Origin of the sequence: Janthinobacterium sp. PSRC1-1 (assembly GCF_049897525.1) — a bacterium.
Classification (GTDB): domain Bacteria; phylum Pseudomonadota; class Gammaproteobacteria; order Burkholderiales; family Burkholderiaceae_D; genus Janthinobacterium; species Janthinobacterium tructae.
On sequence record NZ_JAFCWK010000001.1, the window covers coordinates 535,221 to 561,543 of the forward strand.

24 protein-coding genes are annotated in these 26,323 nt (G+C 63.8%); 17 read left to right on the top strand and 7 right to left on the bottom strand.

Features of this window, described 5'->3' with window-relative positions; translation table 11 throughout:
• Window positions 1-55: 55 nt before the first annotated feature.
• From accB to ACP7DW_RS02420, 4 genes are all read right to left on the bottom strand, one after another.
• On the bottom strand, window positions 56-514 hold the full coding sequence (gene accB, locus ACP7DW_RS02405) for an acetyl-CoA carboxylase biotin carboxyl carrier protein (RefSeq protein ID WP_298405213.1): 459 nt from the start codon (window positions 512-514) through the stop codon (window positions 56-58).
• A 90-nt stretch (window positions 515-604) separates the two neighbouring features.
• Window positions 605-1,042 carry a type II 3-dehydroquinate dehydratase gene (gene aroQ / locus ACP7DW_RS02410; RefSeq protein ID WP_071075522.1) on the bottom strand — a complete coding sequence of 146 codons (438 nt, stop codon included), beginning with the start codon at window positions 1,040-1,042 and terminating at the stop codon, window positions 605-607.
• Between the two features lie 82 nt (window positions 1,043-1,124).
• Window positions 1,125-1,679, bottom strand: coding sequence for a TlpA family protein disulfide reductase (locus ACP7DW_RS02415; RefSeq protein ID WP_426053562.1), 555 nt, complete (start codon window positions 1,677-1,679; stop codon window positions 1,125-1,127).
• A gap of 19 nt (window positions 1,680-1,698) precedes the next feature.
• Complete coding sequence (locus ACP7DW_RS02420; RefSeq protein ID WP_426053561.1) at window positions 1,699-2,337, bottom strand: hypothetical protein; 639 nt, start codon at window positions 2,335-2,337, stop codon at window positions 1,699-1,701.
• 115 nt (window positions 2,338-2,452) lie between these two features.
• On the opposite strand from ACP7DW_RS02420, the gene mpl reads away from it, so the two are divergent.
• From mpl to ACP7DW_RS02465, 9 genes are all read left to right on the top strand, one after another.
• Window positions 2,453-3,829 carry a UDP-N-acetylmuramate:L-alanyl-gamma-D-glutamyl-meso-diaminopimelate ligase gene (mpl, locus tag ACP7DW_RS02425; protein ID WP_426053560.1) on the top strand — a complete coding sequence of 459 codons (1,377 nt, stop codon included), beginning with the start codon at window positions 2,453-2,455 and terminating at the stop codon, window positions 3,827-3,829.
• On the top strand, window positions 3,826-4,410 hold the full coding sequence (locus ACP7DW_RS02430) for a YqiA/YcfP family alpha/beta fold hydrolase (protein WP_071075526.1): 585 nt from the start codon (window positions 3,826-3,828) through the stop codon (window positions 4,408-4,410). The genes mpl and ACP7DW_RS02430 overlap by 4 nt, the downstream gene beginning before the upstream one ends.
• Window positions 4,407-5,021, top strand: coding sequence for a chorismate--pyruvate lyase family protein (locus tag ACP7DW_RS02435; RefSeq protein ID WP_099762159.1), 615 nt, complete (start codon window positions 4,407-4,409; stop codon window positions 5,019-5,021). The genes ACP7DW_RS02430 and ACP7DW_RS02435 overlap by 4 nt, the downstream gene beginning before the upstream one ends.
• Window positions 5,022-5,023: 2 nt before the next feature.
• Entirely contained in the window at window positions 5,024-7,102 is a 2,079-nt protein-coding gene (locus ACP7DW_RS02440; RefSeq protein ID WP_426053559.1) for a ribonuclease catalytic domain-containing protein, read from the top strand.
• A 137-nt stretch (window positions 7,103-7,239) separates the two neighbouring features.
• Window positions 7,240-8,097, top strand: coding sequence for an energy transducer TonB family protein (locus ACP7DW_RS02445; protein ID WP_426053914.1), 858 nt, complete (start codon window positions 7,240-7,242; stop codon window positions 8,095-8,097).
• Entirely contained in the window at window positions 8,094-8,936 is an 843-nt protein-coding gene (gene aroE, locus ACP7DW_RS02450) for a shikimate dehydrogenase (protein ID WP_426053558.1), read from the top strand. The genes ACP7DW_RS02445 and aroE overlap by 4 nt, the downstream gene beginning before the upstream one ends.
• On the top strand, window positions 8,918-9,664 hold the full coding sequence (gene mtgA / locus ACP7DW_RS02455; RefSeq protein ID WP_426053913.1) for a monofunctional biosynthetic peptidoglycan transglycosylase: 747 nt from the start codon (window positions 8,918-8,920) through the stop codon (window positions 9,662-9,664). The genes aroE and mtgA overlap by 19 nt, the downstream gene beginning before the upstream one ends.
• Before the next feature lie 221 nt (window positions 9,665-9,885).
• Complete coding sequence (gene corA, locus ACP7DW_RS02460) at window positions 9,886-10,851, top strand: magnesium/cobalt transporter CorA (protein ID WP_034746658.1); 966 nt, start codon at window positions 9,886-9,888, stop codon at window positions 10,849-10,851.
• 283 nt (window positions 10,852-11,134) lie between these two features.
• Window positions 11,135-11,851 (top strand): HAD-IA family hydrolase, encoded by a 717-nt coding sequence (locus ACP7DW_RS02465; RefSeq protein WP_426053557.1) that lies wholly within the window; start codon window positions 11,135-11,137, stop codon window positions 11,849-11,851.
• A 6-nt stretch (window positions 11,852-11,857) separates the two neighbouring features.
• Here the strand turns inward: ACP7DW_RS02465 and hemL are convergent, their stop codons facing one another.
• Together hemL and thiD are read right to left on the bottom strand one after the other, a co-directional pair.
• A complete protein-coding gene (gene hemL, locus ACP7DW_RS02470; RefSeq protein ID WP_305058726.1) occupies window positions 11,858-13,147 on the bottom strand; it encodes a glutamate-1-semialdehyde 2,1-aminomutase in 1,290 nt (429 codons plus the stop codon).
• Between the two features lie 59 nt (window positions 13,148-13,206).
• Window positions 13,207-14,064: a bifunctional hydroxymethylpyrimidine kinase/phosphomethylpyrimidine kinase gene (gene thiD / locus ACP7DW_RS02475; protein ID WP_426053556.1), complete on the bottom strand. Its 858-nt coding sequence runs from the start codon at window positions 14,062-14,064 to the stop codon at window positions 13,207-13,209.
• 96 nt (window positions 14,065-14,160) lie between these two features.
• Here thiD and ACP7DW_RS02480 point away from each other — a divergent pair, with 96 nt between their 5' ends.
• From ACP7DW_RS02480 to ACP7DW_RS02505, 6 genes are all read left to right on the top strand, one after another.
• On the top strand, window positions 14,161-14,313 hold the full coding sequence (locus tag ACP7DW_RS02480; protein ID WP_010401308.1) for a rubredoxin: 153 nt from the start codon (window positions 14,161-14,163) through the stop codon (window positions 14,311-14,313).
• A gap of 85 nt (window positions 14,314-14,398) precedes the next feature.
• On the top strand, window positions 14,399-14,821 hold the full coding sequence (locus tag ACP7DW_RS02485) for a response regulator (protein ID WP_426053555.1): 423 nt from the start codon (window positions 14,399-14,401) through the stop codon (window positions 14,819-14,821).
• A gap of 34 nt (window positions 14,822-14,855) precedes the next feature.
• Entirely contained in the window at window positions 14,856-15,221 is a 366-nt protein-coding gene (locus ACP7DW_RS02490) for a response regulator transcription factor (protein WP_071075535.1), read from the top strand.
• Window positions 15,222-15,247: 26 nt separating this feature from the next.
• Entirely contained in the window at window positions 15,248-15,865 is a 618-nt protein-coding gene (locus ACP7DW_RS02495) for a chemotaxis protein CheW (protein WP_426053554.1), read from the top strand.
• Window positions 15,865-18,102 (top strand): methyl-accepting chemotaxis protein, encoded by a 2,238-nt coding sequence (locus tag ACP7DW_RS02500; protein WP_426053553.1) that lies wholly within the window; start codon window positions 15,865-15,867, stop codon window positions 18,100-18,102. Before ACP7DW_RS02495 ends, ACP7DW_RS02500 begins: the two co-directional genes overlap by 1 nt.
• Window positions 18,103-18,142: 40 nt before the next feature.
• Window positions 18,143-23,428, top strand: a complete 5,286-nt coding sequence (locus ACP7DW_RS02505) for an Hpt domain-containing protein (protein WP_426053552.1) — start codon at window positions 18,143-18,145, stop codon at window positions 23,426-23,428.
• 22 nt (window positions 23,429-23,450) lie between these two features.
• Here the strand turns inward: ACP7DW_RS02505 and ACP7DW_RS02510 are convergent, their stop codons facing one another.
• Window positions 23,451-24,914 carry a cryptochrome/photolyase family protein gene (locus tag ACP7DW_RS02510; RefSeq protein ID WP_426053551.1) on the bottom strand — a complete coding sequence of 488 codons (1,464 nt, stop codon included), beginning with the start codon at window positions 24,912-24,914 and terminating at the stop codon, window positions 23,451-23,453.
• A gap of 386 nt (window positions 24,915-25,300) precedes the next feature.
• Between ACP7DW_RS02510 and ACP7DW_RS02515 the strand changes: the two genes are divergently transcribed.
• On the top strand, window positions 25,301-25,903 hold the full coding sequence (locus ACP7DW_RS02515) for a YqgE/AlgH family protein (protein WP_099762174.1): 603 nt from the start codon (window positions 25,301-25,303) through the stop codon (window positions 25,901-25,903).
• Complete coding sequence (gene ruvX / locus ACP7DW_RS02520; protein WP_232730726.1) at window positions 25,900-26,298, top strand: Holliday junction resolvase RuvX; 399 nt, start codon at window positions 25,900-25,902, stop codon at window positions 26,296-26,298. Before ACP7DW_RS02515 ends, ruvX begins: the two co-directional genes overlap by 4 nt.
• The last annotated feature ends 25 nt before the right edge of the window (window positions 26,299-26,323 follow it).

The window sequence follows — 26,323 nt, forward strand, 5'->3', positions numbered from 1 at the left end:
CAAGTGTGAGGGGCTAAAACTGCAAACGGCCGTTGCCGGCCGTGTGGACTGGGTTTTAGCCGATCACAAACAAGGGTTGACCGAATTCGACCGGCTGGCCGTTTTCGACCAGAATCTGGGTCACGACACCGGCTTTATCGGAGTCGATTTCATTCAGGAGCTTCATCGCTTCGATGATGCACAGGGTATCACCTTCCTTGACGGTCGAGCCCACTTCAACATAGGCGGCGCTGCCAGGAGCGGAGGAGCGGTAGAAGGTGCCAACCATCGGCGACTTGACGACATAGCCCGTAGGCTCGGCGGCGACGACTGCGGCCGCTGGCGCAGGCGCGGCTGGCGCGGCTGGCTGGTAGTGGGCTTGCATGCCTTGCGGCTGCATCATGACCATCTGGTTTTGCGGCATGGCCGACGATTTGACGATGCGAACCTTGCTTTCGCCTTCGGTCACTTCCAGCTCTGCGATATCCGATTCGGCGACCAGGTCGATCAAGGTCTTGAGTTTTCGTAGATCCATGTAAAACCCCTAGGAATGTAGTTTGTTTTATGAGTGATGCGGTGATGTCCAGAACCTATCGCCGCGCTAAATACGTGCAGATCGCGTAGATTAACGTTTTTTAAGAGCAAAGTCGATGGCAAGCCGATATCCATCGATACCTAGCCCGCAGATCGTCCCCTGCGCGATCGCGCTGAGAAATGAGTGATGTCGAAACGTTTCGCGTTGATAAATATTCGAGATATGGACTTCCACGAACGGGATGGCGACCCCGGCCAGCGCATCGCGCAAGGCAACGCTGGTATGGGTCAGGCCGCCCGGATTGATGACGATGGCATCGATCCCTTCCGCTCGCGCGGCATGGATGCGGTCGATCAGTGCGCCTTCATGGTTGCTTTGAAAGCAGATCAGGTCGGCACCGGCCGCCATGGCTTGCGCCATTGCTGCCTGCTCGATATCGGCCAAGGTGCTGGCGCCGTAGACCTCTGGCTCGCGCGTTCCCAGCAAATTCAGGTTGGGACCGTTGAGCAGAAGGAGGTTTTTTGCCATGTATGGAAGACCGTTTTAGCGAAAGTTCCGCATTTTGCCGCCAAAGATACGCATTGGCAAGAGAAAAAAGCACGCTCCGAATTTACAATTTATCCAGATCGGCGCGCAACTGATCAAATTTCAAGCGGCCCAGATAGGTCTTTTTGACTTCGCCATCGGCGCCGATCAGCACCGTAAAGGGCAAACCGCCGCTGGCATTGCCAAAATGACGCGACAGGTCGGTGCCGCTCAGACCGGACACATACACAGGATAGGCGATCTTGACCTTGCTGGCAAAAGTGGCAATATTACTGGCCGAATCGATACCGATACCGATCACTTGCAGGTTTTTCGCCGCATAGTGGCCTTGTACTTCGGATAACTCCGGCATTTCTTCTACGCAAGGCGGACACCAAGGCGCCCAGAAATTCACCAGCAAATTCTTGCCTTTCCATTGCGACAAGGCTTGCGTGGCGCCCGCCGCGTCCGGCAGGGACAGCGCATACAGTTCGTTGACGGGACCGCTCGCGCCGGGCGCGATGGTGGTCGTCAGCGGTCCCGCTGCTTTCGCTTTTTCCTTGCTCAAGCCCACGTAGGCGCCCATGCCGCCAAACATCAGCGCCACGATGGCGCAGCCGATCCAATTCTTTTTTGTCATAACTTTATCTATATCAATGTTAGTCGGCAGCCGGCACGCCATCGGCGAGGCTGGCTGCCAGCAGGCTGCGCAGCCCGGCGATGTCGGTGCGCAGCACCTTGCCGTCCGCCTTGGCTTTCAGTGCGCCGCGCATATCGTCGAGCTCATACATGGCTGCGTGCACGCCTTCGTTTTTCCACAAAAAACTGGCCGTCTCGACCGCATCATAACGCGCTCCCTTGAAATGCGGGCTTTCCGACATGTCGAGCACGACATTTTTATTCAGCAGGAATATATGGATATCCTTGGCGCTCTCGGCAAACAGCTGCAGATAGATCTCGTCGTGGGGGCCGGCCGTGCCGTTGAGCACGGGGCCGCTGAGCAGGGGATGAAACTGTTGCAACGCTTCCATGACTTGCAACGCGATCGTGCGCAGCTGGAACAGGCGCGCCGGCTGGCTGTCGGCCAGGAACAGGGCATTGTATTGCCGCACCTGTTCCTCGATCATGTCGTTATCGGGAAGTACGTTGGGCGGGTTGGGCGCGTCGCCGAGGACTTGCCGCGCCGCCTTGCGCTTGGCACTGCCATAGTCGGCGCCATCCTGCGCCACGAGGCGCGCGGCAGCGGCGGCGATTTCCTGGCGCAGCTGTGCGCTATCGTCAAATGCATCGTTCGTCATGAGCGAGATGATACTCCGAAGCGGAAAAAGTCATGGCGTCAGGTAAAATCCCACACTTGCTCTTTTTTATCTCACCGTCTTACTTACTTAAGCGTGCACCTTTCGCACTGATCACATGCATATTCATATTCTCGGCATTTGCGGTACCTTCATGGGCGGCCTGGCCGTGCTGGCCAAGGAAGCCGGCCATAAAGTCACCGGTTGCGATGCCAACGTGTATCCGCCGATGAGCACCCAGCTGGAATCGCAGGGAATCGAACTGATCCAGGGCTTTGATCCCGAACAAACCAGGCTGAACCCGGATTTGTATGTGATTGGTAATGTCGTTTCGCGCGGCAACCCGCTGGTGGAAGAAATCCTCAACCGCAGCCTGCCGTATGTGTCCGGCCCGCAGTGGATCGGCGAACACATCTTGCGCAACAAGTGGGTACTGGCCGTGGCTGGCACGCATGGCAAGACGACCACCTCGGCCATGCTGGCCTGGATACTCGAAGACGCGGGCTATGCGCCGGGCTTCCTGATCGGTGGCGTGCCGATGAACTTTGGCATTTCGGCGCGCCTGTCCGGCAAGATCGACGGCAAGAGCGCCGAGTCGGACTTCTTCGTCATCGAAGCCGATGAATACGATACGGCCTTCTTCGACAAGCGCAGCAAGTTCGTGCATTACCACGCGAAGACGGCCATCATGAATAACCTGGAATATGATCACGCCGACATCTTCCCCGATCTGCACGCGATCGAGACGCAATTCCACCACCTGGTGCGCACGGTGCCCGGCATCGGCCGCCTGGTGTTCAACGGCGACGAAGCGTCGCTGCAGCGCGTGCTGGCGCGTGGTTGCTGGAGTGAAAAGGAAAGCTTTGGCCAAGATGCCAACTGGCAACTGCAAGAGCAGGCCGATGGCAGCTTCGACGTGTACTTCAATGGCCAGCAGGAAGGCCATGTGGCGTGGGCGCTCACGGGCAAGCACAACCGCAGCAATGCGCTGGCGGCCATCGCCGCCGCGCGCCATGTGGGCGTGCCGATGGCCCAGGCCTGCGCGTCGCTGGCCACGTTCGAGAGCGTCAAGCGGCGCATGGAAGTGCGCGGCGTGGTCAACGCCATCACCGTGTACGACGATTTCGCGCATCACCCGACGGCCATTGCCACCACCGTGGGCGGCTTGCGCCAGAAGATCGGCAGCAGCGCCCGCATCCTGGCCGTGCTGGAACCGCGTTCGAACACCATGAAGCTGGGCGCCATGAAAGATGCGCTGCCGGGCAGCCTGAAGGATGCCGACCTGGTCTTCGGTTTCGGCAGCCATGCCGCGCTGGGCTGGAGCCTGGGCGACGCGCTGGCGCCGCTGGGCAAGATTGCCAGCGCCTATGAAGACATCGATACCCTGGTGGCGGCCGTGGCCGCCGCCGCCCGTCCCGGCGACCAGATCGTGGTCATGAGCAACGGCGGCTTTGGCGGCGTGCACCAGAAGTTGCTGGAGGCGCTGGGCCGATGATTCTGTACCTGCATGGATTTCGCTCGTCGCCCCTGTCGATGAAGTCGCGCCTGCTGGCCGCGCAGATGCAGGCGCTGGGCCGCGAGGCAGAGTGGCTGTGCCCGCAATTGCCGGCCTCGCCCAAGCTGGCCATTGAGCTGGCCTTGTCGCTGGTCAAGGACGTGGCGCCGGGTGACTTGACGATCATCGGCTCGTCCCTGGGCGGCTATTACGCCACCTGGCTGGCCGAGCAGCTCGGTTGCCGCGCCGTGCTGCTCAATCCCGCGATTGTTCCCCTGATCGACCTGGAACAGCATGTGGGCGTGACGACCGAGTTCCATTCGGACCAGCCATTCGAGTTCAAGCGCGAGTATATCGACGAACTGCGTGCGTTTGCCGTAGCGAAAATTACTGAGCCGCAACGTTACTTCCTGATTGCCGCCACCGGCGATGAAGTACTCGACTACCGCGACATGCTGGCGCATTATCAGGGGGCGCAACAGTGCGTCATCGACGGCAGCGACCATGGCATCAGCGAATTTGCCGACTACCTGGCGCCCGTGCTGGCCTTTTGCGGCATCGATGCGGACGCGGCCCGGTGAGGCCGGGTTCGCTGCGCCAGGCGCAATGGCATGCGCACGTGAATGCCGTCAATGCGCCACCCACCCTGCGCCACTGGCTCACGGGCGGCGGGTCACTGACGGCCAAGCTGAAAGCGCATAGCCAGGCATTTCGCGTGCAATGTTTGCATCAGGAAACAGCGCGCTGTTTGAGCGACGAGGCGGCCATCATTGGTTTGCACCGCGCGGGCCGGGTATGGGAACGCGAAGTGTTGTTGCGCTGTGATGACAAACCGGCCGTGTTTGGCCATACCGTCGTGCCCATGCAGGCGACGGCCACGGACTGGCCCCTGTTTTCCGCGCTGGGCGAGCGTTCGCTGGGCACGACGCTGTTTGGCGACCGCATGGTACGGCGCGGTGCACTGGAATTTGCCCGTTTGCGCGCCGGCCACCCGCTGGTGCAGCGGGTGCAGGCGGCGCTGGCACGGGAAGGGCAGCGCGTCGACGATACGGCGCTGTTTTTTGCCCGCCGCTGCCTGTATCAGCGTCACCAGGGCTTGCTGCTGGTAACCGAAGTATTTTTGCCGGCGGTGCTGGAGTTGACGTCCCTCACTCGCACCGTTACAACCGACACATTAATAAACAAAGCATAACAATGAATCTATTTTTTGAAGAATCCGGCGATTTCAAGGTCGGCACGGTCCTGTCGCAAGCGGGTGAAGCGTATCAAGTGGAAATGGCCAGCGGCAAGCGCACCAAGGTCAAGGTCAAGGATGTGCTGCTGCAGTATGAAAAGCCGGCCCCGGCCGAGCTGCTGGAACAGGCCAAGAGCATTGCCGCCGAGATCGACCTCGATTTCCTGTGGGAAGTGGCGGGCGAAGACGAGTTCGGTTTTGCCGAGCTGGGCGCCGAGTATTTCGGCCACGCCCCATTGCCGCCGGAAGCGGCCGGCCTGATCCTGGCCCTGCATTCGGCGCCCGTGTATTTCTACAAGAAGGGCCGTGGCCGCTACAAGGCGGCGCCGGAAGCATCGCTGAAGGCGGCCCTGGCCGGCATCGAAAAGAAAAAGCAGCAGGCGCTGGTGCAGGCAAGCTATGTGGAAGAGCTGAAACAGAACCGCTTGCCCGCCTCGATGCAGCCGATGGTGCTGCAACTGCTGTTCAAGCCGGACAAGAACACCATCGAATACAAGGCGCTCGAAGCGGCGTGCACGGAATTGCACACGACGCCGCCGCGTTTGATGCTGGCCGTCGGCGGTATTGCTTCGCCGAAAGACTTGCACCTGTCGAAGTTCCTCTTTGAAAACTTCCCCAAGGGCGCCGGCTTCCCCAGCGTGCCCGTACCCGCCGTGACGGCCAAGCTGCCGCTGGCCGAGGTCGCCGCCTTCTCGATCGACGACGTGACCACCACCGAGATCGACGATGCCTTCTCGGTGCAGCCGCTGCCGGACGGCACCGTGAAAGTGGGTATACACATCGCCGCGCCGGGCCTGGGCATCCGCCCGGAAGACGTGATCGACAAGATGGCGCGCCAGCGCATGTCGACCGTTTACATGCCGGGCGACAAGATCACCATGCTGCCGGACGAAATCGTGAATGCTTTCACGCTCGCCGAAGGCACGACGTGCCCGGCCCTGTCGCTGTACGCCACCTTGGACCCGAAAGCCGACTGGGCGGTCATCAGCACGCAGACGCGTGCCGAGCTGGTGCCGATTGCCAGCAATTTGCGGCATAACCAGCTGGACGATCTGGTCAACGAGGAAACCCTGGCCAGTGGCGAAGGCGAGTACCCGCACAAGGCCGACTTCGCTATCCTGTGGCAATGGGCGCAGCAGCTGGAGCAGGGCCGCATGAAGAAGCGCGAAGCGTTCGGCCTGAAGCCGGAACAGAACAACCGCGTCGATTTCAACTTTTATGTGGAAAACGACGTCGTCACCGTGGCGCGCCGCAAGCGTGGCGCGCCGCTCGACAAGATCGTCGCTGAACTGATGATCTTTGCCAACAGTACCTGGGGCAAGATGCTGCACGACCATGGCGTGCCCGGCATCTACCGCAGCCAGGGCGGCGGCAGCGGCAATAGCTGGGCGGCCAAGATGCAGGTGCGCATGGTCACCCATGCGGCGCCGCACCAGGGCCTGGGCGTGGATCAATATGCGTGGAGCACGTCGCCCTTGCGCCGCTACACGGACTTGGTGAACCAGTGGCAAATCATCGCCTGCGCCGAGCATGGCGTGACGGCGCCCTTGGTAGCCCCGTTCAAGCCGCGCGATGCGAATTTGTTTGCCATCGTTTCGGCGTTCGACGCCGCGTATGCCGCGTATGGCGATTTCCAGTCGAACATGGAACGCTACTGGTGCTTGCGCTGGCTGCACCAGGAAAATGCGCGTCAGGTCGATGCCGTCGTCTTGAAAGACGAGATTTTGCGCCTGGTCGACATTCCGCTGGTCATCAAGCTGCCGGGCATGCCATCGGTGGCGCGCGGCGCGCAGGTGAAACTGGACTTGCTGCGCTGGGATGAGGTCGATCTGAGCATCGAAGCGCGCCTGCTGGAAATCGCCGCCGTGCCCGATGCGGCGGCCGACGACGCCGAGCTCGACTACGAGGAAGATGCGGGCGACGACGCTGCAGAAGAGGGCGAAGCATCGCCGGAAGCGGCGAACCAGGTCGGCGATGCCGAGGCGGAAGTGGCGGAACTGGCCAGCGAAGACGTGGTCAGCGAGCCCGAGGTCAAGTAAGGCGCCCGTCCAGCCATCCAGGCGGTGCCGAAAACTGTTGCCGGCATCGCCCTTTGACGTAGAATTCAGCCATCTTGTATCGTGTGTTGTAAGGAACTGGGTTGCGCGTGAAGTCTTTCCGAGAGAATCGTTTCCTGATGATTGCCGTGGCGGTCTCGCTGCTGGCGCACGGCGCCTTGCTGGCGATGCATTTTGTCGCCCCGGCGCCGCAGCGCGCCGTCGCCACCGACCCCGGCCTGGAAGTGATCCTGGTCAACGCCAAGCATGCGAACAAACCGCTGAAGGCCGATGCCCTGGCGCAAGCCAACCTCGATGGCGGAGGCCAGGCCGACCAGGGCCGCGCCAAGTCGCCCTTGCCCGACATGCGCAAGGTGGAAGAGGGCGACAGCGTCAAGGCCAGCGCCCGGCGCATTGCCGAACTGGAACAAAAACAGCAGGAATTGCTGACGCAGGCGGCCAGGCCGACGCCCTACAGCGCCGCGCCTGTCACGGAACAGGACAAGCCCAATCCGCTGGCGTCCGGTTCGGACTTGATGGAAAGCAGCAAGGCCATCGCGCGCATGGCGGCCGAGATCAGCCAGACCGTGGAAGACCAGAATAAACGTCCGCGCAAGACTTTCATTACGCCCAGCACGCAGGAGGTCGGCTATGCCATGTATTACAAGACCCTGCAAAAGCGCATCGAGGAAATCGGCACCCTGAATTTCCCGCAAAAGAATGGCCGCAAGATATATGGCGAACTGGTCGTCTACATCCCTATCTTCCAAGACGGCACGATTTACCAGAAGGAAGGCGGCGCCCGCGTCGAGAAAAGCTCGGGCAACCCCGTGCTCGATGCGGCGGCCCTGGCCATCGTGCGCCGTGCGGCGCCGTTCGGCCGTTTCCCACCGAACATGTTGTCGAGTGATAAGGATGACCTGTGGGTCGTCATCACCCGTTTCAAATTTACGCGCGAAGAAAAAATGGAAGCTAACCTGACTGGCGGCAGCAATTGAACAAGCAAGAAATAAATCCCGATCAATATTGCGTCTTCGGCAATCCCATCGCCCACAGCAAGTCCCCCCTGATCCACGCCGCGTTTGCCCTGCAGACGGGCGAGCCCATCGTGTATGAGCGCCGGTTGGCGCCGCTCGATGGCTTTGCCCTGGCGGCCCGCACGTTTGCCGCCGAGGGCGGCAAGGGCGCGAACGTGACGGTGCCCTTCAAACTCGATGCGTGCGCGCTGGCCACCGTCCTGACGCCGCGGGCCAGGGCCGCCGGCGCCGTCAATACCCTGCGTTTCGATGGCGACACCATTCTTGGTGACAATACCGATGGCGCGGGCCTGGTGGCCGACATCGTGCGCAACGCGGGCGTGAGTGTCTCCGGCAAGCGGGTCCTGCTGCTGGGCGCGGGCGGCGCGGCGCGCGGCGTGGTGCTGCCCTTGCTGGAACAGGGGCCGCAGGAAATCTTCATTGCCAACCGTACCGTGGCCACGGCCGAGGCGCTGGTGGCGCAGTTTGCCGACGCGCTGGCGCACCCCGGTCAGCTGCGCGCCGGCGGCTTCGCGCAGCCCGACGGCGTCTTCGATATCGTCATCAATGCCACCTCGGCCAGCCTGGCGGGCGATTTGCCGCCCGTGCCGCCGGGTATCTTTGGCAGCCATACGCTGGCGCTCGACATGATGTACGGCGCCCGGCCCACCGTCTTCATGGACTTTGCCGCCCAGCATGGCGCGCAGGTGCGCGACGGCCTGGGCATGCTGGTGGAGCAGGCGGCCGAAGCGTTTGAGGTGTGGCGCGGCGTGCGGCCGCGGACGCAGGACTTGCTGGCGCAATTGCGGGGCAGCCTGTGAGCGGCGGCAAGCAGGGCGCGCGCAAGGGCGGCAGCGGCGGCCGCTACGGCTGGATCAAGTGGCTGTTCATCGTGCCTATCCTGGCCTTTATCGTCGTGCAACTGTATTTCTTCCTGCAAATCTGGTGGTGGGTCGACCATAACCCGTCCAGCACGGCGTTCATGCGCGAACAGTTGTCTGTCTTGCAGGACAAGAATCCGAATGCCACGATCCAGCAGACGTGGGTGCCGTACAACCGCATCTCGAACAATCTGAAACGGGCCATCATCGCCTCGGAAGACGCGAATTTTTCCGAGCACGAAGGCGTGGACTGGGAAGCCTTGCAAAAGGCATATGAGAAAAACAGCAAGAAGCAGAAGGTCGTGGCGGGCGGTTCGACCATTACGCAGCAGCTGGCGAAGAATCTGTTCCTGTCCGGTTCGCGCAGCTATGTGCGCAAGGGCCAGGAACTGATCATCACATACATGCTGGAAAGCCTGATGGACAAGCAGCGCATCTTTGAAATTTATTTGAACGTGGTGGAATTTGGCACGGGCATCTTCGGCGCCGAAGCGGCCGCGCGCCACTATTATCACGTCAGCGCGGCCAGCCTGAGCGCCGGTCAGGCGGCGAAACTGGCCGTGATGCTGCCGAATCCCCGCTTTTACGACCGTCACCGCGACACCGGCTATCTGAACCGGCGCACCAGTGTCATCCTGCGCCGCATGGGAGCGGCGGAATTGCCTTGATGGCAGCCGGCTTTATTTGCATAAAATCAAAGCTGCCTGATTGGCACTATTGCGACGCAGCATCTTAATCGTCTCCCTTGGTGCAACGCCGCACTTTTTCCGTGAAAAAGCGGTGCCGGGGGTGGTCGTGAAAAGGCCTTTGCGGGTACACTTGCGCTGTTTTCATTTTTGGCGCCAGCGCCAGCACATCACGATAACCCAACATCCGGCTGAGAGCGCGCATGATCAATGTCTTTGTATTACAGAATGGCCGGCTCAACCAGGTGCCGATCGACAGCCGCGCAGACCTCGAAAATGCCGAACCGGTGTGGGTCGACCTGACCGACCCCACCGATGATGAACGGGCCTGGGTCAAGGCCATCTACAACGTCACCCTGCCGGGCGAAGACGAAGTCAAGGATATTGAAGCGTCGGCCCGCTATTACGAAGCGGAAAACGGCGACTTGCATCTGCGCACCGACTTCCTGCGTGAAGAAGACGACGGCCCGTCGCGCGTCATCACCGTGGCGTTCATTCTGGCGCGCAAGATTCTGTTTTCCATGCATACGGACGACCTGCCCGTGTTCCGCCTGGTGCGCATGCGCGCCCGCTCGCGGCCCGGCTCGATCGCCGACTACATGGACGTGCTGCTCGACCTGTACGCCACCGATGCCGAATATTCGGCCGACGTGCTCGAAGGCATCTACCAGAACCTGGAAGAAGTCAGCACGCGTGTGCTGCAAAAGGAATTTACCGATGCGCACGCGGCCGAAGCGCTGAACGCGATTGCCCACGAGGAAGATTTGAATGGCCGTATCCGCCGCAACATGATGGATACGCGCCGCGCCGTGAGCTTTCTGATGCGCGGCCGCTTGTTGAATTCCGAGCAGTTCGAGGAAGCACGGCAGATTTTGCGCGACATCGAATCGCTCGACGGCCATACGTCTTTCCTGTTCGACAAGATCAACTTCCTGATGGATGCCACCGTCGGCTTCATCAACATCAACCAGAACAAGATCATCAAGATCTTCTCGGTGGCCAGCGTGGCCTTCCTGCCGCCCACCCTGATCGCCAGCGTGTACGGCATGAACTTCAAGCTGATGCCGGAACTGGAATGGTCGTTCGGCTATCCGTGGGCCTGGGGCCTGATGATCACCAGCGCCATCGCCCCCTTCCTGTACTTCCGCCACCGTGGCTGGCTGAAATAACCGTCTCGCCGGGACGCTCCCGTGTCCCGGATTTCAAGGCGAGCGCAGCAATTTCAAAAATCAGCGATAATCATTGGTATTGCGTGGTATTGAATTGGTATTTGCGCGTAGCCGCTTGCCTGATGCCCGATTCTTCCCCGTAGTCCGCTGTTTGCAGAAAAGTATCGTCATTCAGACGTTTTCTGCGTGGTAGCGTCCGCCTGTTCCACCTATGATCGTTGCGATGCCAGCCTTGGCCGGCTGGCCGCCGCATTTCCCGTCACCGTTGCCTTCTGGAGAGTTCATGCCTGATACCGTCACCACCCCACTGCGCTTTACCCATCTGATCAGCGACTGCGATGGCGTGCTGATCGACAGCGAAGCCGTGGCCCTGCAAGCGCTGCTGGAACTGCTGGCGCCGCGCCTGCCGAACCTGCCCGAAGGCGTCACCCTGCAAGGCTTGATCGAGCCGCGCCTGGGCCAGCGTCTGGTGCCGCTGATGCAGGATATCTACAAGGAACTGGGCTTGCCGCAATTGCCGGCCGACGAGATCATGTCCATCGGCAACGCCGTCGATGCGGCCTGCGACGCGCAATTGCGCGCCGTGCCCGGTGTGGCCCAGGCGCTGGCCGCCATTCCACTGCCCAAGGCCGTGGCCTCGAACAGCGTCAGCGCGCGCGTGCTGTCGGCGCTGGAGCGCACCGGCATGGCGCCGTTGTTCGATCAACGCGTGTTTACGCCGGACCTGGTCGGTCACGCCAAGCCGCATCCGGGCGTCTACCTGGCGGCGGCCGCCGCCTTTGGCGTGCCGCCAAGCCAGTGCCTGGTGCTGGAAGACAGCGTCACGGGCGTGACGGCCGCCGTGGCGGCGGGCATGACGGTATTGGGATTCATCGGCGGCGGGCATATCGCCGCTGGCCAGGAAGACAGGTTGAAAGCGGCCGGCGCGCACCTCGTGTTCAACGACATGGACAGCCTGCCGGCGCTGGTGGCCGCGGTGCTGGACACCGCGACCGTCTGACTACGCTTAAGCCAATTTAGCAAAGACCTTGCGCGCGGCAGCGATGGTGGCGTCGATGACGGCATCATCGTGCTGTGCCGAGACGAAGCCCGCCTCGAAGGCGGCAGGCGCGAAGTACACGCCTTCGTCGAGCATGGCGTGGAAGAAGGCGTTGAACTTGCTGCGGTCGCCCGCCATCATTTCCGCGTAGCTGGTCGGTGGCGTGGCGCTGAAATAGATGCCGAACATGCCGCCGATGTAGTCGGCGCAGAAGACCACGCCCGCTTCTTTGGCGGCGGCGGTCAGGCCTTCGGCCAGGCGCTTGGCGGTGGCGCCCAGCTGCTCGTAGAAGCCGGGCTGCTGGATCAGTTTCAAGGTGGCCATGCCGGCCGCCACGGCGACCGGGTTGCCGGACAAGGTACCGGCCTGGTAGACGGCGCCCAGCGGCGCCATGTGGTGCATCAGCGCCGCGCTGCCGCCGAAGGCCGCCACCGGCATGCCGCCGCCGATCACCTTGCCCAGCGCCGTGAGGTCGGGCTTGATGCCGTACAGCGCCTGCGCGCCGCCCAGGGCCACGCGCAAGCCGCACATGACTTCATCGAAAATGAGCAGGGCGCCGTGCTGCGTGCACAGCTCGCGCATCGCCTGCAGGAATGCTGGCGTGGCTTTGACCAGGTTCATGTTGCCGGCCACCGGTTCGACGATGACGCAGGCGATCTCCGCGCCGAAGCTGTCGAAGGCGTCCTTCAGCTGCTCCACGTTGTTATAGTCGAGCACCAGGGTGTGTTTCACGAAATCTTCCGGCACGCCGGCCGAGGTCGGGTTGCCGAAGGTGAGCAGGCCGCTGCCCGCTTTCACCAGCAGCGAATCGGCGTGGCCGTGGTAGCAGCCTTCGAACTTGACGATCTTGTCGCGTCCCGTGGCGCCGCGTGCCAGGCGCAGGGCGCTCATGGTCGCTTCCGTGCCCGACGACACCAGGCGCACCTGCTCGATCGACGGCACCAGGCGCGTGATTTCCTCGGCCATCAGCACTTCGCCTTCGGTCGGCGCGCCGAACGACAGGCCCAGCGCGGCCGCATCCTGCACCGCCTTGACCACTTCCGGATGGGCGTGGCCGACGATGGCCGGGCCCCACGAGCCGATGTAGTCGATATAGCGCTTGCCGTCCGCGTCCCAGAAGTACGGGCCTTCGGCGCGCGTGATGAAACGCGGCGTGCCGCCCACGGAGCGGAAGGCGCGCACGGGCGAATTGACGCCGCCTGGCGTGGTTTTTTGTGCGCGGGCAAACAGGATGTCGTTCTGTGAAGTCGTCGTCATGATAATCGTGCCTTGAAAGTGGATCGTTGTCTGTGTCGTCTGTCTGGTCTGCTACAGAATTATTGGGCGTCGCGCTGGCGCTGCTGCCGGAACAGCCGGTTCGGCACCAGCTTGCCCATGCCGTGGCGCTGCGCGTGGGCCAGCGCGCCGGTGGTAAATTCCTGCGCCGCCACAACCACCTGCGGCACATCGTCTTCGTTTTGCGCCAGGGCCAGCAGGGCGGTGGCGGCGGCCGACAGGGTGCTGCCGGCGCCGTTGAAGATGCCCGGCAGGTGCTGCCATTTGTCGTGGCGCACCACGCCGTCCTCGCCGAACAGGGTATTGGCGCGCAGCTTGCCTTCACCCGTGCCGGACTTGCTGGCGTCGGCCGGCATGCCGGTGACGAGCACGTATTCACAGCCCAGCGCCACCAGGTAATCGACATCGTTTTGCAGCGTGTCGTCCGGGTCGGCGTCGCGCCAGGTCTCGGCCAGGCGCTCCAGTTCCACCGGCGAGAGCACCAGCAGGGTCGTTTGCGGGATCAAGAGCTGGCGCACGGCGGTGAGGATGTCTTCGTCGTCCATGCCCTGTTCCGGCAGCGCCGAAATGAAGGGATCGAGGATCAGCGGCACGTTCGGATAGTCGGAGACGATTTCGGCGATGGCCGTGACGTTTTCCACGCTGCCCAGGGCGCCGATCTTGATGGCGGCGACGGACATGTCTTCCAGCAGCACGCGCGCCTGGTCGGAAACCCAGTCCGGGTCGACCGCCTGCACGTCTTCCACGCGCGCCGTATCGCTGATCAAGAGGCCCGTGGTGACGGACAGGCCGTGGCAGCCGAAGGCTGAAAAGGTGGCCAGGTCGGCCTGGATGCCGATCGCGCCGACCGGATCGGACACGCCGAAGCTTAATATGAGGGGAGAAGTTTGGTTTTGCACGGCGGGTAGATTAAGATACCTAATTCAGCATTTTACTTGATTGAAGGGTGGCAGAACGTGAGTAGCAACGAAACAACGCAGCAATTCCAAACGTGGATGTGTCTAATTTGCGGCTGGGTTTATGATGAAGCGGCCGGCCTTCCCGACGAAGACATCGCTCCCGGCACGCGTTGGGCCGATGTTCCGATGAACTGGACCTGTCCTGAATGCGGTGCGCGCAAGGATGATTTCGAGATGGTGGCGCTGTAATTCATCGCGATCCCCGGAATGGTACCGCCGCAGGCAGGTATCGTGGCTGCCTGTGCTATCGTATGAAAGATTGTCGAATAATCACATGACGCGCCCTTTTTTGCCCGAGGCACCGTCCGATGTCGTGCGCGCCAGCGCCACGATACTCGTCATCGACGACAGCGCGACGATACGCAGTGCGGCCGCGAAGATCCTGGGCGAAGCCGGTTATCGCGTGGTGGTGGCGGAAAACGGCTTCGAGGCCCTGGCCAAGATCGCCGATTGCCAGCCGGCGCTGATCGTGTGCGATATCGTGATGCCGCGCCTCGATGGCTACCGCACCTGCGCGCTGATCAAGGCCAGTGCGGCGCATCACGCCACGCCGGTGCTGATGCTGTCGTCGAAGGAGGGCTTGTTCGACCGCGCGCGCGGCGCCATGGCAGGCGCCAGCGCCTGCCTGGCCAAGCCGCTGGCGCGCGAGGCGCTGCTGGCGGCCGTGCGCTTGCACCTGGCCGGGCATTTTGAGTAGTGATTTAATGATTGACAACGCAGCAAGGAAGCAGATGGCCATACACACAATTCTGATCGTCGATGACTCGGCGACAGAACGCTACTACCTGAGCGAGATGCTGGTGCGTGCCGGTTATGCCGTCTTTACGGCGCAGGACGGCGCCGACGCGCTGGCGCAACTGAAGCAGGCCAGGCCCGACCTGATCCTGATGGATGTGGTGATGCCCGGTGCGAATGGCTTCCAGATCACGCGCGCGATTGCGCGCGATCCCGAACTGCAGGACGTGCCGGTGATTATCTGCTCCAGCAAGAGCCAGGAAACGGACCGCATCTGGGGCTTGCGCCAGGGCGCGCGCGATTACCTGGTCAAGCCGGTGGTCGAAGCCGAGCTGCTGGCCAAGATCGCTGCGATTTCCTGAGAATGCACACGATGCCAGGTAACGGCGTGTCCACCGCAGCCTTTTCGCCTGCCGCTGCCGCCATGCCATCGTTCGAGACGGGCGCGCGGCACGGGCGCTTGCGCCAGTATCAGCTGCAATTGATCGAGCGCATACAGGCCGCGCGCAGCGGCGCGCTGGCGGCACGCAGGGAACTGGGCGTGATGCTCGGTGGCCGGCCGTGCCTGCTCGACCTGACGCAGCTCGGTGAAATCGTCATCGCTGCCGGGGTGCAGATCCAGGGCGTGCCGCTGGCGCAGGACTGGTACCTGGGCCTGGCGGCCATGCGCGGACGCCTGACGGGGGTCGTCGACCTGGCCCGCTACATGGGCGAACCGGCTTGCGCGGCAGGCAGTCACTGTCGCATCATCACGTTTTCTCCGCGGCTGGGCCTCAATTGCGCCGTGCTGGTCGAACGCGTGCTGGGCTTGCGCCAGCTGCGCACGCTGCAATCGGTGCCCGTTCAGGATGCGGCGCAGGGTGTGCTCCCATCGTGGGCGGCGCAAACGCTGCGCGACGGCGAAGGGCAGCAGTGGCTACGCCTGGACCTGGCGCAGCTGGCGCAAGCGGAGCGCTTCCTCGATGCCGGTTTTGGCGGCTTCGCCGAGCACAAGGACATTGGCTGATGGGCGCCCATTCCCCCATTCTGGCGGCCGGCATGCCCGAGGCGGAGCACGCCGCTGGCGAGCCGGCAGCGGCGGCCGACCTGCCGCTGCGCCTGCGCGACGCGCTGGGTCGGCGCAAGTCGCTGGACAAGGCACCCGTCAGCGACTGGAAGCTGCCGCTGATCGGCCACTTTGCGCTGCAAAAACAGCTGAGCATCCTGTCGACGGTGATGGCCCTGAGCCTGGCCGCCAGCCTGCTGTTCGTCGGCCTTAACACGCGCAGCGGCAATATCGCCTCGGCGCAGACGCAGCTGGCCAGCGATGCGTTGATGCATTCGCAGCGCATCGGCAAGGCCGCGCCGAACGCGGTGCAAGGCAATCCGGAAGCCTTCCGCCAGCTCGAGGAAAGCCGCAATGAACTGAACCAGGATTTCCGCCTGATGCTGCGCGGCGGGACGTATCACGGCCGCGATATCGGCGAGTCGCGTTCCGGCCTGCTGGCAGCGGTGGCCGACGCGCGCAAGAAGTGGGCCAGCAGCGACCGCGCGGCCAGCACCATCCTGCGCCTGAAAACGGAGCTCGGTGAATTCGACAAGACCTTGCAGCAATTGAACGCGCTGTCGCCGGCACTGCTGGCGCAGACCGAGGAAATCGCGGCGCTCAAGGTGCAGCGCGGCGGCAACGCGCGCGACCTGGCCGTCATCGGCCGTCTGATGATGCTGAGCCAGCGCATGAGCCGCAGCGCCAGCGAGTTTTTGTCGTCGGGCAGCATCAGCTCGGAAACGGCATTTTCGCTGGGGCGCGACACGACATATTTCCGCACCGCCGTCGAAGGCCTGCTCAATGGCAGCGTGGCGCTGCAACTGGCGCCCACGCGCGACGCCGAACTGCGCGACCGGCTCGTCGCGCTGAAAGCCAGTTTTGATAATTACCAGAAGCTGGTCTCGTCGATACTCGACCGCCTGGATAAATTCAGCGCGGCGAAAAGCGCCGAACAGCTGATCTTCAACGAGAACGAAGACCTGCGCCAGCGCTTGACGCTGCTGCAGCAGATGTACCACGTGAACCAGGAAACGCTGGGCGTCGCCTTCTGGATGATGGTCGGCGGCGTGTTGCTGACCCTGATCGCGGCGGCCGGTATCGGCCGCGTGCTGCTGCAGGACTCCGTCAACCGCACGCGCGACGCCGAGCGGCGCCGCCAGGAAGCGGAAATCCTGCGCCTGCAGTCGCAGGAAAAAGAGGAAGCGGCGAAGGCCCGGAATGAGCAGAACCAGGCGGCCATCCTGCGCCTGATGAACGAATTGCAGAAGGTCGCCGACGGCGACCTGACGGTACAGGCCACCGTGTCGGAAGACATCACGGGCGCCATCGCCGATTCCGTCAACTACACGGTCGAGGAATTGCGCGGCCTGGTGGGCAGGGTGACGGCGACGGCCGAACAGGTCAACCGCGCCTCGACGCAGGCGCAAAGCATCTCCAGCAAGCTGCTGATCGCTTCGCAGCAGCAGTCGCGCGAAATCCAGGGCGTCAGCGCCACCGTGGTCAAGATGGCCAATGCGATTACCGACGTGTCGAAGTCGGCCAGTGTCTCGGCCGACGTGGCGCGCCAGTCGGTGGCGGCGGCGCAGCAGGGGGCGACGGCGGTGGAAAACGCCATCAAGGGCATGCATGAAATCCGCGAGCAGATCCAGGATACCTCCAAGCGCATCAAGCGCCTGGGCGAATCGTCGCAGGAGATCGGCGAAATCACCGAGCTCATTTCCGACATCACCGAGCAGACCAACGTGCTGGCGCTGAACGCCGCCATCCAGGCCGCATCGGCCGGCGAGGCGGGGCGCGGCTTTTCCGTCGTCGCCGAGGAAGTGCAGCGCCTGGCCGAACGCTCGGCGGCGGCCGCCAAGCAGATCGGCGCGCTGGTGCGCACCATCCAGGCCGATACCCAGGATGCGACGCGGGCGATGGAAAAATCCACGCAGGGCGTGGTCGAGGGCGCACACCTGTCCGACGCGGCCGGTGCTGCCTTGAACGACATCAGCCAGGTGTCGAAACACCTGGCTGAACTGATCCAGGGCATCTCGTTCGCCACCGGCACGCAGGCCGGTTCGGCCAGCGGCGTGGCCTTGAATATCCAGCATATCCTGAGCGTGACGGAGCAGACCCAGGATGGCACGCAGCAAACAGCGCAGTCGATCCACAAGTTGTCGATGCTGGCGCAGGAACTGAAAAATTCGGTGTCGCGCTTCCGCGTCGCCGCCTGAACGCCGCGCCAGTCCAGGCGATTTCCTTACCGAGGCATGCATGAGCACACCTGATAGTCCGCAGCAGTCCAAGCCGTTCGACAGCGAGCCGTTGTCGTGGGTGATGGTGGAAATCCGCGAAGCGCTGGGCCGCTCGAAAACGGCGCTGTTTGAAGCCGGTGGCCGCCAGCGCGAGGAGCGCGCCACGGCACTGCAGCATGCACGCTCGCACCTGCACCAGGCACATGGCGCGCTGGTGATGGTGGACGTGGCCGGTGCCAGCCTGCTGACGGATGGCGCGGAACAGGCGCTGGCGCGCTTTCGCGACGGCAGCCTGGAATACACGCTCGACCATGCGCAGATCGTCGCCGACCTGTATCAGGCCCTGACCGAATACCTGGAAGACCTGGTAGCCGGCACGCCGCCGCAGCCGACGCGTTTGTTTCCCTACTACCGCGACCTGCAAACCATGCTGGGCGCCGAGCGCATCCACCCGGCCGACCTGTTTTTCCCGCCTGCATCGACGCTGGAAGGGCATGCCATCGCGCTGGCGGAATCGCCGCCGGCAGCCGATTATCCCGCCTGGCGCGGGCGCTTTGAAAAGTCGTTGCTGCCCTTTCTGAAAGCGCAGGATGACGCGGCGCGGCGCCAGCACGCCAGCGACTTGCATGCCACCCTGGCCCTGGTGGCCGACGCGCAGCAGGCAGCGCCGGCGCGTACCTTCTGGTTCGCCATGCAGGCGTTTGCGGGGCTGGCGGCCAGCGGCGAGGGCATGGGCACGCTCAACGTCAAACAGTTGTTCGGCCTGATCAATCTGCAATTGCGCCGCCTGGCGCAGGGCACGGCCAGCCTGCCCGAAGCGATGCTGCGCGACGCCCTGTACTTCATCGCCGCGGCACACGCGCCGACGCCGCAGGCACGCCAGCTGCGCGCCGCCTTCGCGCTGGAGGGGCAAGTGCCCGCCGACGTGGAAGCGCGGCGCTACGGCCAGGTCGACCAGGATGCCTTGCACGGCGCCCGCGCGGCCCTGGCGCAGGCGCGCGCCAACTGGAGCCGTCTGGCGCAAGCCGACCTTGATCCCGCCCTGGGCGACGCATTCGAACAGTCTTTGCAGCAGGTGGCGGCGCAGACCGACATCCTGAAGCAGCCAGCCCTGGCCAGCCTGCTGCGCGAATGCGCGGCCGTGGCGCGGCTAGCCGTGGCCAGCGGGCGCAGTGCGGCGCTGGAGAATGAAATCGGCATGGCGCTGCTGTTTGCCGACACGGGGCTGGAGCAGCTGCGCCGCCTGCCCGACGATTTTGCCGGCAATGCGGAAACCATCGCCGCGCGCCTGCAGGCGCTGCTCGCTGGCGAAGCGCCGCCGCCCGTCACGGCGGGCGAGCTGTCGCGCCAGATCGAGCAGGGCCAGACCGTCGCCGCGCTGGCCGAGGACATGAAGACGGGCTTGCGCCAGGTGGAAAAGGTGCTCAACGCCTATTACGCGGATGCCTCGCGTGGCGTGGCGGGGGCCCTCGATGGCGTTGCCCCCGTGCTGGAACGGTTGCAGCAGCAGCTGGCCGGGCTGGGACAGGAAGACGCGCGCGCCGCCGTGCTGCAGGTCGATGCGGCGGTGCGGCAGCTGGCCGCTGGCGACGCCAACGCGGACGCCAAGGCGGACGCGCACGCCGCGGCGCTCGACGACATCGCGCAAAATGTCAGCGCGCTGGGATTTTTTGTCGATATGCTGGGCCGCAACGCGCAAGCGGCCAGCGGACGTTTCCATTTCGATGCCGCTGCCGGCACCTTCCGCGCGCTGCCATTTGAAAAAGTCGCCGCCGCCGGCGCCGTGCCGGTGCCCTTGCTCGACCAGGCCCTGGCGCCCGCAGCGCCTGCCGGCATGGATGCCGCGCCGGCCGCGACCGATGTCGACGCGGAGATGCTCGATATCTTCATCGCCGAAGCGCGCGAAGTGCTGGCCTTTGTCGATGCCACGCTGGCCCTGCCGCGCGAGCAGGCCGCCAGCGGCGACCACCTGGCCATGCTGCGCCGCTCGTTCCACACGCTGAAAGGCAGCAGCCGCATGATCGGCCTGGCGCAGTTTGCCGAGGCGGCCGACGCCATCGAACGTGTCTTGAATACCTGGCTGGCCGAAGCACGCCCTGTCAGCGATGATCTGTTTACCCTGCTGAACTACGGCTGGTACCAGCTCAGCGAATGGGTGGCCGAACTGGAAGGCGGCGCAGGGCGCGAGCGCGAGGCCGGCATGCTGCTGGCGGCGGCCGAGCGCGTGCGTGAAGGCGGTCCGTTCGAACTGCGCAAGCCTCGCCCGGCATCGGCCGCACCGGTGGCTGGCAACGGCAACGTGATCGGCTTTCCGTCGGCCACGGCGCCCGCCGCCCACGAAGCGCCTGACGATCACCTCAAGCACGTCGGCGACCTGCGCATCAGCCTGCCCTTGTACAACATCTACCTGGCCGAGACGGATGAATTGTTGCGCGTGCTGACGCGCGACTTTGGCGAATGGCGCCATGAACAGCGGGCCGTCAGCGCGGAGGCGCTGCAAGCCGTGCATACCCTGGCGGGAACGTCGGGCACGGTGGGTTTCCAGTCCCTGCGCGACCTGGCGCACGCGCTGGAAACGGTGATCGAAACGGTGGTGCCGCCGCTGGCCGGCCTGCGCGCCGAACAGCACGACGTGCTGGAGCAAGCCACGCAGCGCATCGGGCACATGCTGCAGGCGTTTGCGCTGGGCGACCTGGCGCCAACGCAGCCGGACATGATCGAAGCGCTCAACACCCTGTGGCGCGCCCTGACGGCGCCGCCCGGCGAGAGTCAGGAAGAGCGGCTCGACGCCCTGTTTGCCGCCGCCTACGCCAGCATCGTCGGCGCGCCGGCGCAAGCTGCCGAGCCACTCGCCGAAGTCCCTCTGCCGCAGCTCGAAACTTTGTTCGAGGCGGCGTATGCGAGCATCGTCGCCGACGCGCTGCAGCCCGCTGCGGCTGAAGTGCCGGCGCCCATGCAGGACAGCGGTGCCAGCGACGACCTGTTCGACGCCGGTTTTGAACACGTGCCGCCGCTGGAACACGCGGCGCCGGAAGCGCCGGCGCCCGCCATCATGCCGGCCGATGCGGCGGCGCTGCTGGCGGCGAGCGCCGGCATCAGCGATGAACTCGACCTCGATTTATTGTCCGTCTTCCTGGAGGAGGGCGCCGACCTGCTGCCGCAGATCGGCGAGGCGCTGCGCAGCTGGCAACAGCAGCCGCATGACAGCGGCCAGGCGCAGATGCTGCTGCGCACCCTGCATACGGTCAAGGGCAGCGCGCGCATGGCCGGCGCCATGCGCCTGGGCCAGCATGCGCATGAAATCGAGACGCATATCGAAAACATGCTGCACGCCGGTACCGCCACGCCGCAGGCCTTCGAGGAATTGCTGGCCCATTACGACCATGCGCTGCACCTGTTCGAGCAGCTGCAGCAACCGTTGCTGCCCTTGCCGGGCATGGAAGACACGCCGGCCGCCGAACCGAAGGCGGCGCTGGTGCGCGTGCGCGCCGACATCCTCGACCGCCTGGTGAACCAGGCCGGCGAAGTGTCGATCACGCGCTCTAAAATGGAAAATGAAGTCGGCGTGCTGGGCGCTTCGTTGTCCGAGTTTTCCGACAACCTGGCGCGCCTGCGGCGCCAGCTGCGCGAAGTGGAAATGCAGGCTGAATCGCAGATCGCCTCGCGCATGGCCGTCGGCAGCGAGCGCGAATTCGACCCGCTCGAATTCGATCGCTTTACGCGCCTGCAGGAACTGACGCGCATGATGGCCGAAAGCGTCAACGACGTGGCCTCGTTCCATGAAAACCTCAGCCTCAGTGTCGACGCGGTGACGGACGACCTGGTGCTGCAGGCGCGCCTGACGCGCGAGCTGCAGCGCGACCTGATGCAGATCCGCATGGTGCCGTTTGCCAGCATCGCCGAACGGCTGTTCCGCGTGGCGCGGCAAAGCGCCAAGGAAGTCGACAAGCGCGTCAACCTCGACATCCGCGGCGGCGGCGTGGAAATCGACCGCAGCGTGCTCGAACGCATGGCGGCACCGTTTGAGCACCTGCTGCGCAACGCCATCGTGCACGGCGTCGAGCCGCGCGAGGCGCGCCTGGCTGCGGGCAAGAGCGAGACGGGCGAGCTGCTGGTGCAGGTCAGCCAGCAGGGCAATGAAGTGGCGATCGCCTTTTCCGACGACGGCGCGGGGCTGGACCTGGAACGCATCCGCGCCAAGGCGCACGGCGCCGGCCTGGTGGCGACGGATGCGCCTTTGACCGACGCGCAGGCGGCCGAACTGATTTTTACGCCCGGTTTTTCCACCGCCGACAGCCTGACGGAACTGGCAGGACGCGGTTTTGGCATGGACATCGTGCGCTCCGAAGCGCTGGCCCTGGGCGGAAGAGTGGAAACGCTGACGCAGGCCGGCCAGGGTATGCGTTTTACCATTCACTTGCCGCTGACCCTGGCCGTCACGCAAGTGGTGCTGCTGGCGGCCAACGGCAAGACGTATGCCTTGCCATCGGTGCTGGTGGAGCAGGTGCTGCACCTGAAAGGCGAGCAGCTGCAGCAGGTGCGGGCGGCCGGGCGCATCGAGTCGCACGGGCAGTCGCTGGCGCTGCACCACCTGTCGGCCATGCTGGGCGAGACGCCGGCGGCGCAGGCCACGCAGCGCCATGCGCCCGTGCTGCTGCTGAGGAATGGCAATGACAGGCTGGCGCTGCAGGTCGATGACGTGGTGGGCAACCGCGAAGTCGTGGTCAAGCATGTGGGCCCGCAACTGGCGCGCATGCCGGGCATCGCCGGCGCCACGGTGCTGGGCACCGGCGACATCGTGCTGATCCTCAATCCGGTGGCGCTGGCGCAGCACCTGGAACACCATCCGGAACTGCTGTCGCAATACGCGCTGGCCAGCAGCGAACAGCATGCCGCCTCCAGCGCACTGGCCGTGCAAGCCGTGCGCGTGATGGTGGTCGACGATTCGCTGACGGTGCGCCGCGTGATGCAGCGTTTGTTCGAGCGCGAAGGCTACCAGGTGCTGCTGGCCAAGGATGGCCTCGATGCGCTGGAGCAGCTGCATGCGCTGGAACCGGCCGCCATGCCGGCCCTGCTGCTGGTCGACGTGGAAATGCCGCGCATGGACGGTTTCGACCTGACGCGCAATGTGCGCAGCGACGACAAGACACGCGCCATCCCCGTCATCATGGTCACCTCGCGCAGCGCCGACAAGCATCGCGCGCACGCGTTCGAGCTGGGCGTGAATGCGTATTTCGGCAAACCGTTCCAGGAAGAGGAATTGCTGGCGGAAGTGGGGCGCTTGCTGGGCGGTGGCGTGGCGTAAACCGGCGCCACCACCGGCCGGATTACGCCACCACCTTCACCACTGCATAGCGCGCCAGCGTTTCCTTGCGGGCCTCATCGTGCTGCACCAGCGGCTCCGGATAGTCGCGTCCCAGCACGATGTTTTTTTGTTCGAGCAGCATGCGCGGCACCAGCCAGGGCGCGTGGATTTCCTTGTCGCCCAGCGCCTTCAGCTGCGGCAGGTAGCGGCGGATGAAGCGTCCGTTCGCATCGAATTTTTCCGACTGCGTGATGGGGTTGAAAATGCGGAAGTAGGGCTGGGCGTCGCAGCCGGACGACGAAGCCCATTGCCAGCCGCCGTTGTTCGACGCCAGGTCGAAGTCATTCAGGTGCAGCGCGAAGTACGCTTCGCCGCGGCGCCAGTCGATGCCCAGATCCTTGATCAAAAAGCAGGCCGTGACCATGCGCAGCCGGTTGTGCATATAGCCCGTCTGGTTCAGCTGTGCCATGGCCGCGTCCACCAGCGGATAGCCGGTGCGTCCCTCGCACCAGGCGGCAAAGGCGGCATCGGCCTCGGGTCCCGTTTCCCAGGCGATCGCGTCGTAGGCCGGCTTGAAGGCGCCGCCTTCCACATGCGGGTTCTGGTACAAAATCATGGCGTAGAAATCGCGCCAGATCAGTTCGGCCAGCCACACGGGCGCGCCGTCGCCGCCACCGCCCCGGTCCATCAGGTCGACCACGCTGCGCACCAGGTAGCGCAGCGACACGGTGCCGAAGCGCAGATGCATGGACAAATACGACGGCCCCTTCAGGGCGGGAAAATCGCGCGCCACGTCATAGCGGGCCAGGCGCGGCAGGAAATCCTCGAACAGCGTGCTGGCGCCCGACATGCCGGTGGGAATGGCCAGTTCGGCCAGGTTGCTGGCCTCGAAACCCAGCTCGCCCAAGGTGGGCAGCGGGGCCGGCGTGCTGGCGCGCGGCGGCGCCAGGCTGGCCGCATGCGGTTCGATATCGAGCGGCGCCAGGCAGCCCGGTTCGGCGCGCATTTTCTTCAGCCAGGCATTCTTGTACGGCGTGTAGACGGTGTAGGGCTTGGCCGAAAGCGTCAGCACCTCGTCCTTTTCAAAGATCACCTGGTCCTTGAAGCTGAACCACAGGCGCGTCGCGTGCGTGAGCGCGGCCGCCACCCTGGCGTCGCGGGCGATCGCTTGCGCTTCGTAGTCGTGGTTGGCAAACACGGCGTCGGCGTTCAGCTCGGCGGCCAGGCGCGGGATGGCTTCGGCGGCGTCCGCGTGCAGCACGATCAGGTCGCCACCCAGCTGGCGCAGCTCGTCGGCCAGCTCGGCCACGCTGGCATGGATGAAATCGACCCGCCGGTCGCGGCGCGGCAGCGTTGCCAGGATGGCGGTGTCGTAGACGAAGACACAATGCACGGCCTGGCTCTGGCGCAGGGCGTGATGCAATGCAGCATGGTCAAATGCGCGCAGATCGCGCCGAAACCACACCAGGGAAGTCTTGATTGTCATTATTTTTACGTGTTCAGGGTCAAAGATAGGCCATTTTTTGCCGCCAACAGGGCTTTATGGCCGCTCACGTCGTGCCTTTGGCGTCGCTGCGGCGGCAATTCAGTGTAAACTACCGGGTATGTTCGTGGTGCTTTATGTGCGACCGCGATTGTGCAATCAATTTTACAATTGGCATGGCAATCGACTGCCGGCAAAGCGAATTGATCATTAATTTATAACATAACAAGAATAGCGCCTGGCAACACGATTCTCGCCGCCCGACATGCGCGGCAGCTTGCGCCAGGCGTACGATAGCGGGGTAAGCGAGACTTGCCAGCAAGCCCACAGAGAGAGCATCGCGTATGAAAAAGAGTAAAATCGACCAGACTCTACCAGGACATCGTTTGATGCAGGGTGTGGGAGAACCGGCCGCGACCGGTTCCTCCACCTTGAATCTGGCCAACCATTTCCTGATCGCGATGCCGGCCATGCAAGATCCGGTCTTCGGCGGCACGGTCGTGTACGTTTGTGAACATAATGAAAACGGTGTGCTGGGCGTCGTCATCAACAAACCCACCGACATGACCATGGAAGTGCTGTTCGACCGCATCGATCTGAAACTGGCGGCCGGCAGCGACACACCCATCATCAATGAACCGATCATGTTCGGCGGCCCCGTGCAGGACGACCGCGGCTTCGTGCTGCATACGCCGGGCGCGCACTATTCCTCGTCGCTGACGGTGACCGATGAAATCGCGTTTACCACCTCGATCGACGTGCTCGAAGCCGTCGCCAAGGGCGATGGTCCCGAGCGCATGCTGGTGTCGATCGGCTATTCGGGCTGGAGCCCGGGCCAGCTGGAAGACGAGATCGGCCGCAACGGCTGGCTGACGGTGGGTGCTTCGGCCGACATCCTGTTCGACTTCCCCATCGAGCAGCGTTACGTGGCCGCCATCAAATTGCTGGGCATCGACCCTTTGATGCTGGCGAGCGAGGCTGGCCACGCATGAGCGGTGACGCCATCGACACCATCCTCGCCTTCGATTTCGGCTTGAAACGCATCGGCGTGGCCATCGGCAACAGCATGATTTGCCAGGCCAAGCCGCTCAGCGTGATCACGGCCACGGCAAATGAGCCGAAGTTTGCCGCCATCGATAGCCTGATCAAGGAGTGGGGCGCGAGCCGCATCGTGGTGGGCTTGCCCAGCCATCCGGATGGCACCGAACACGAGATGAGCGCGCGTTGCCGCCGTTTCGCCAACCAGGTGCATGGCCGCTTCAACCTGCCGGTGGAACTGGTCGACGAACGTTATTCCTCGGCCGTCATCGCTGCCAAGCGCGGCGAAGTCATCGATGACCGCGCCGCCGCCATTATCCTGCAACAGTATTTCGACGCGAATTATTAATCTGACCTTAGACTCCCTCCCTGAA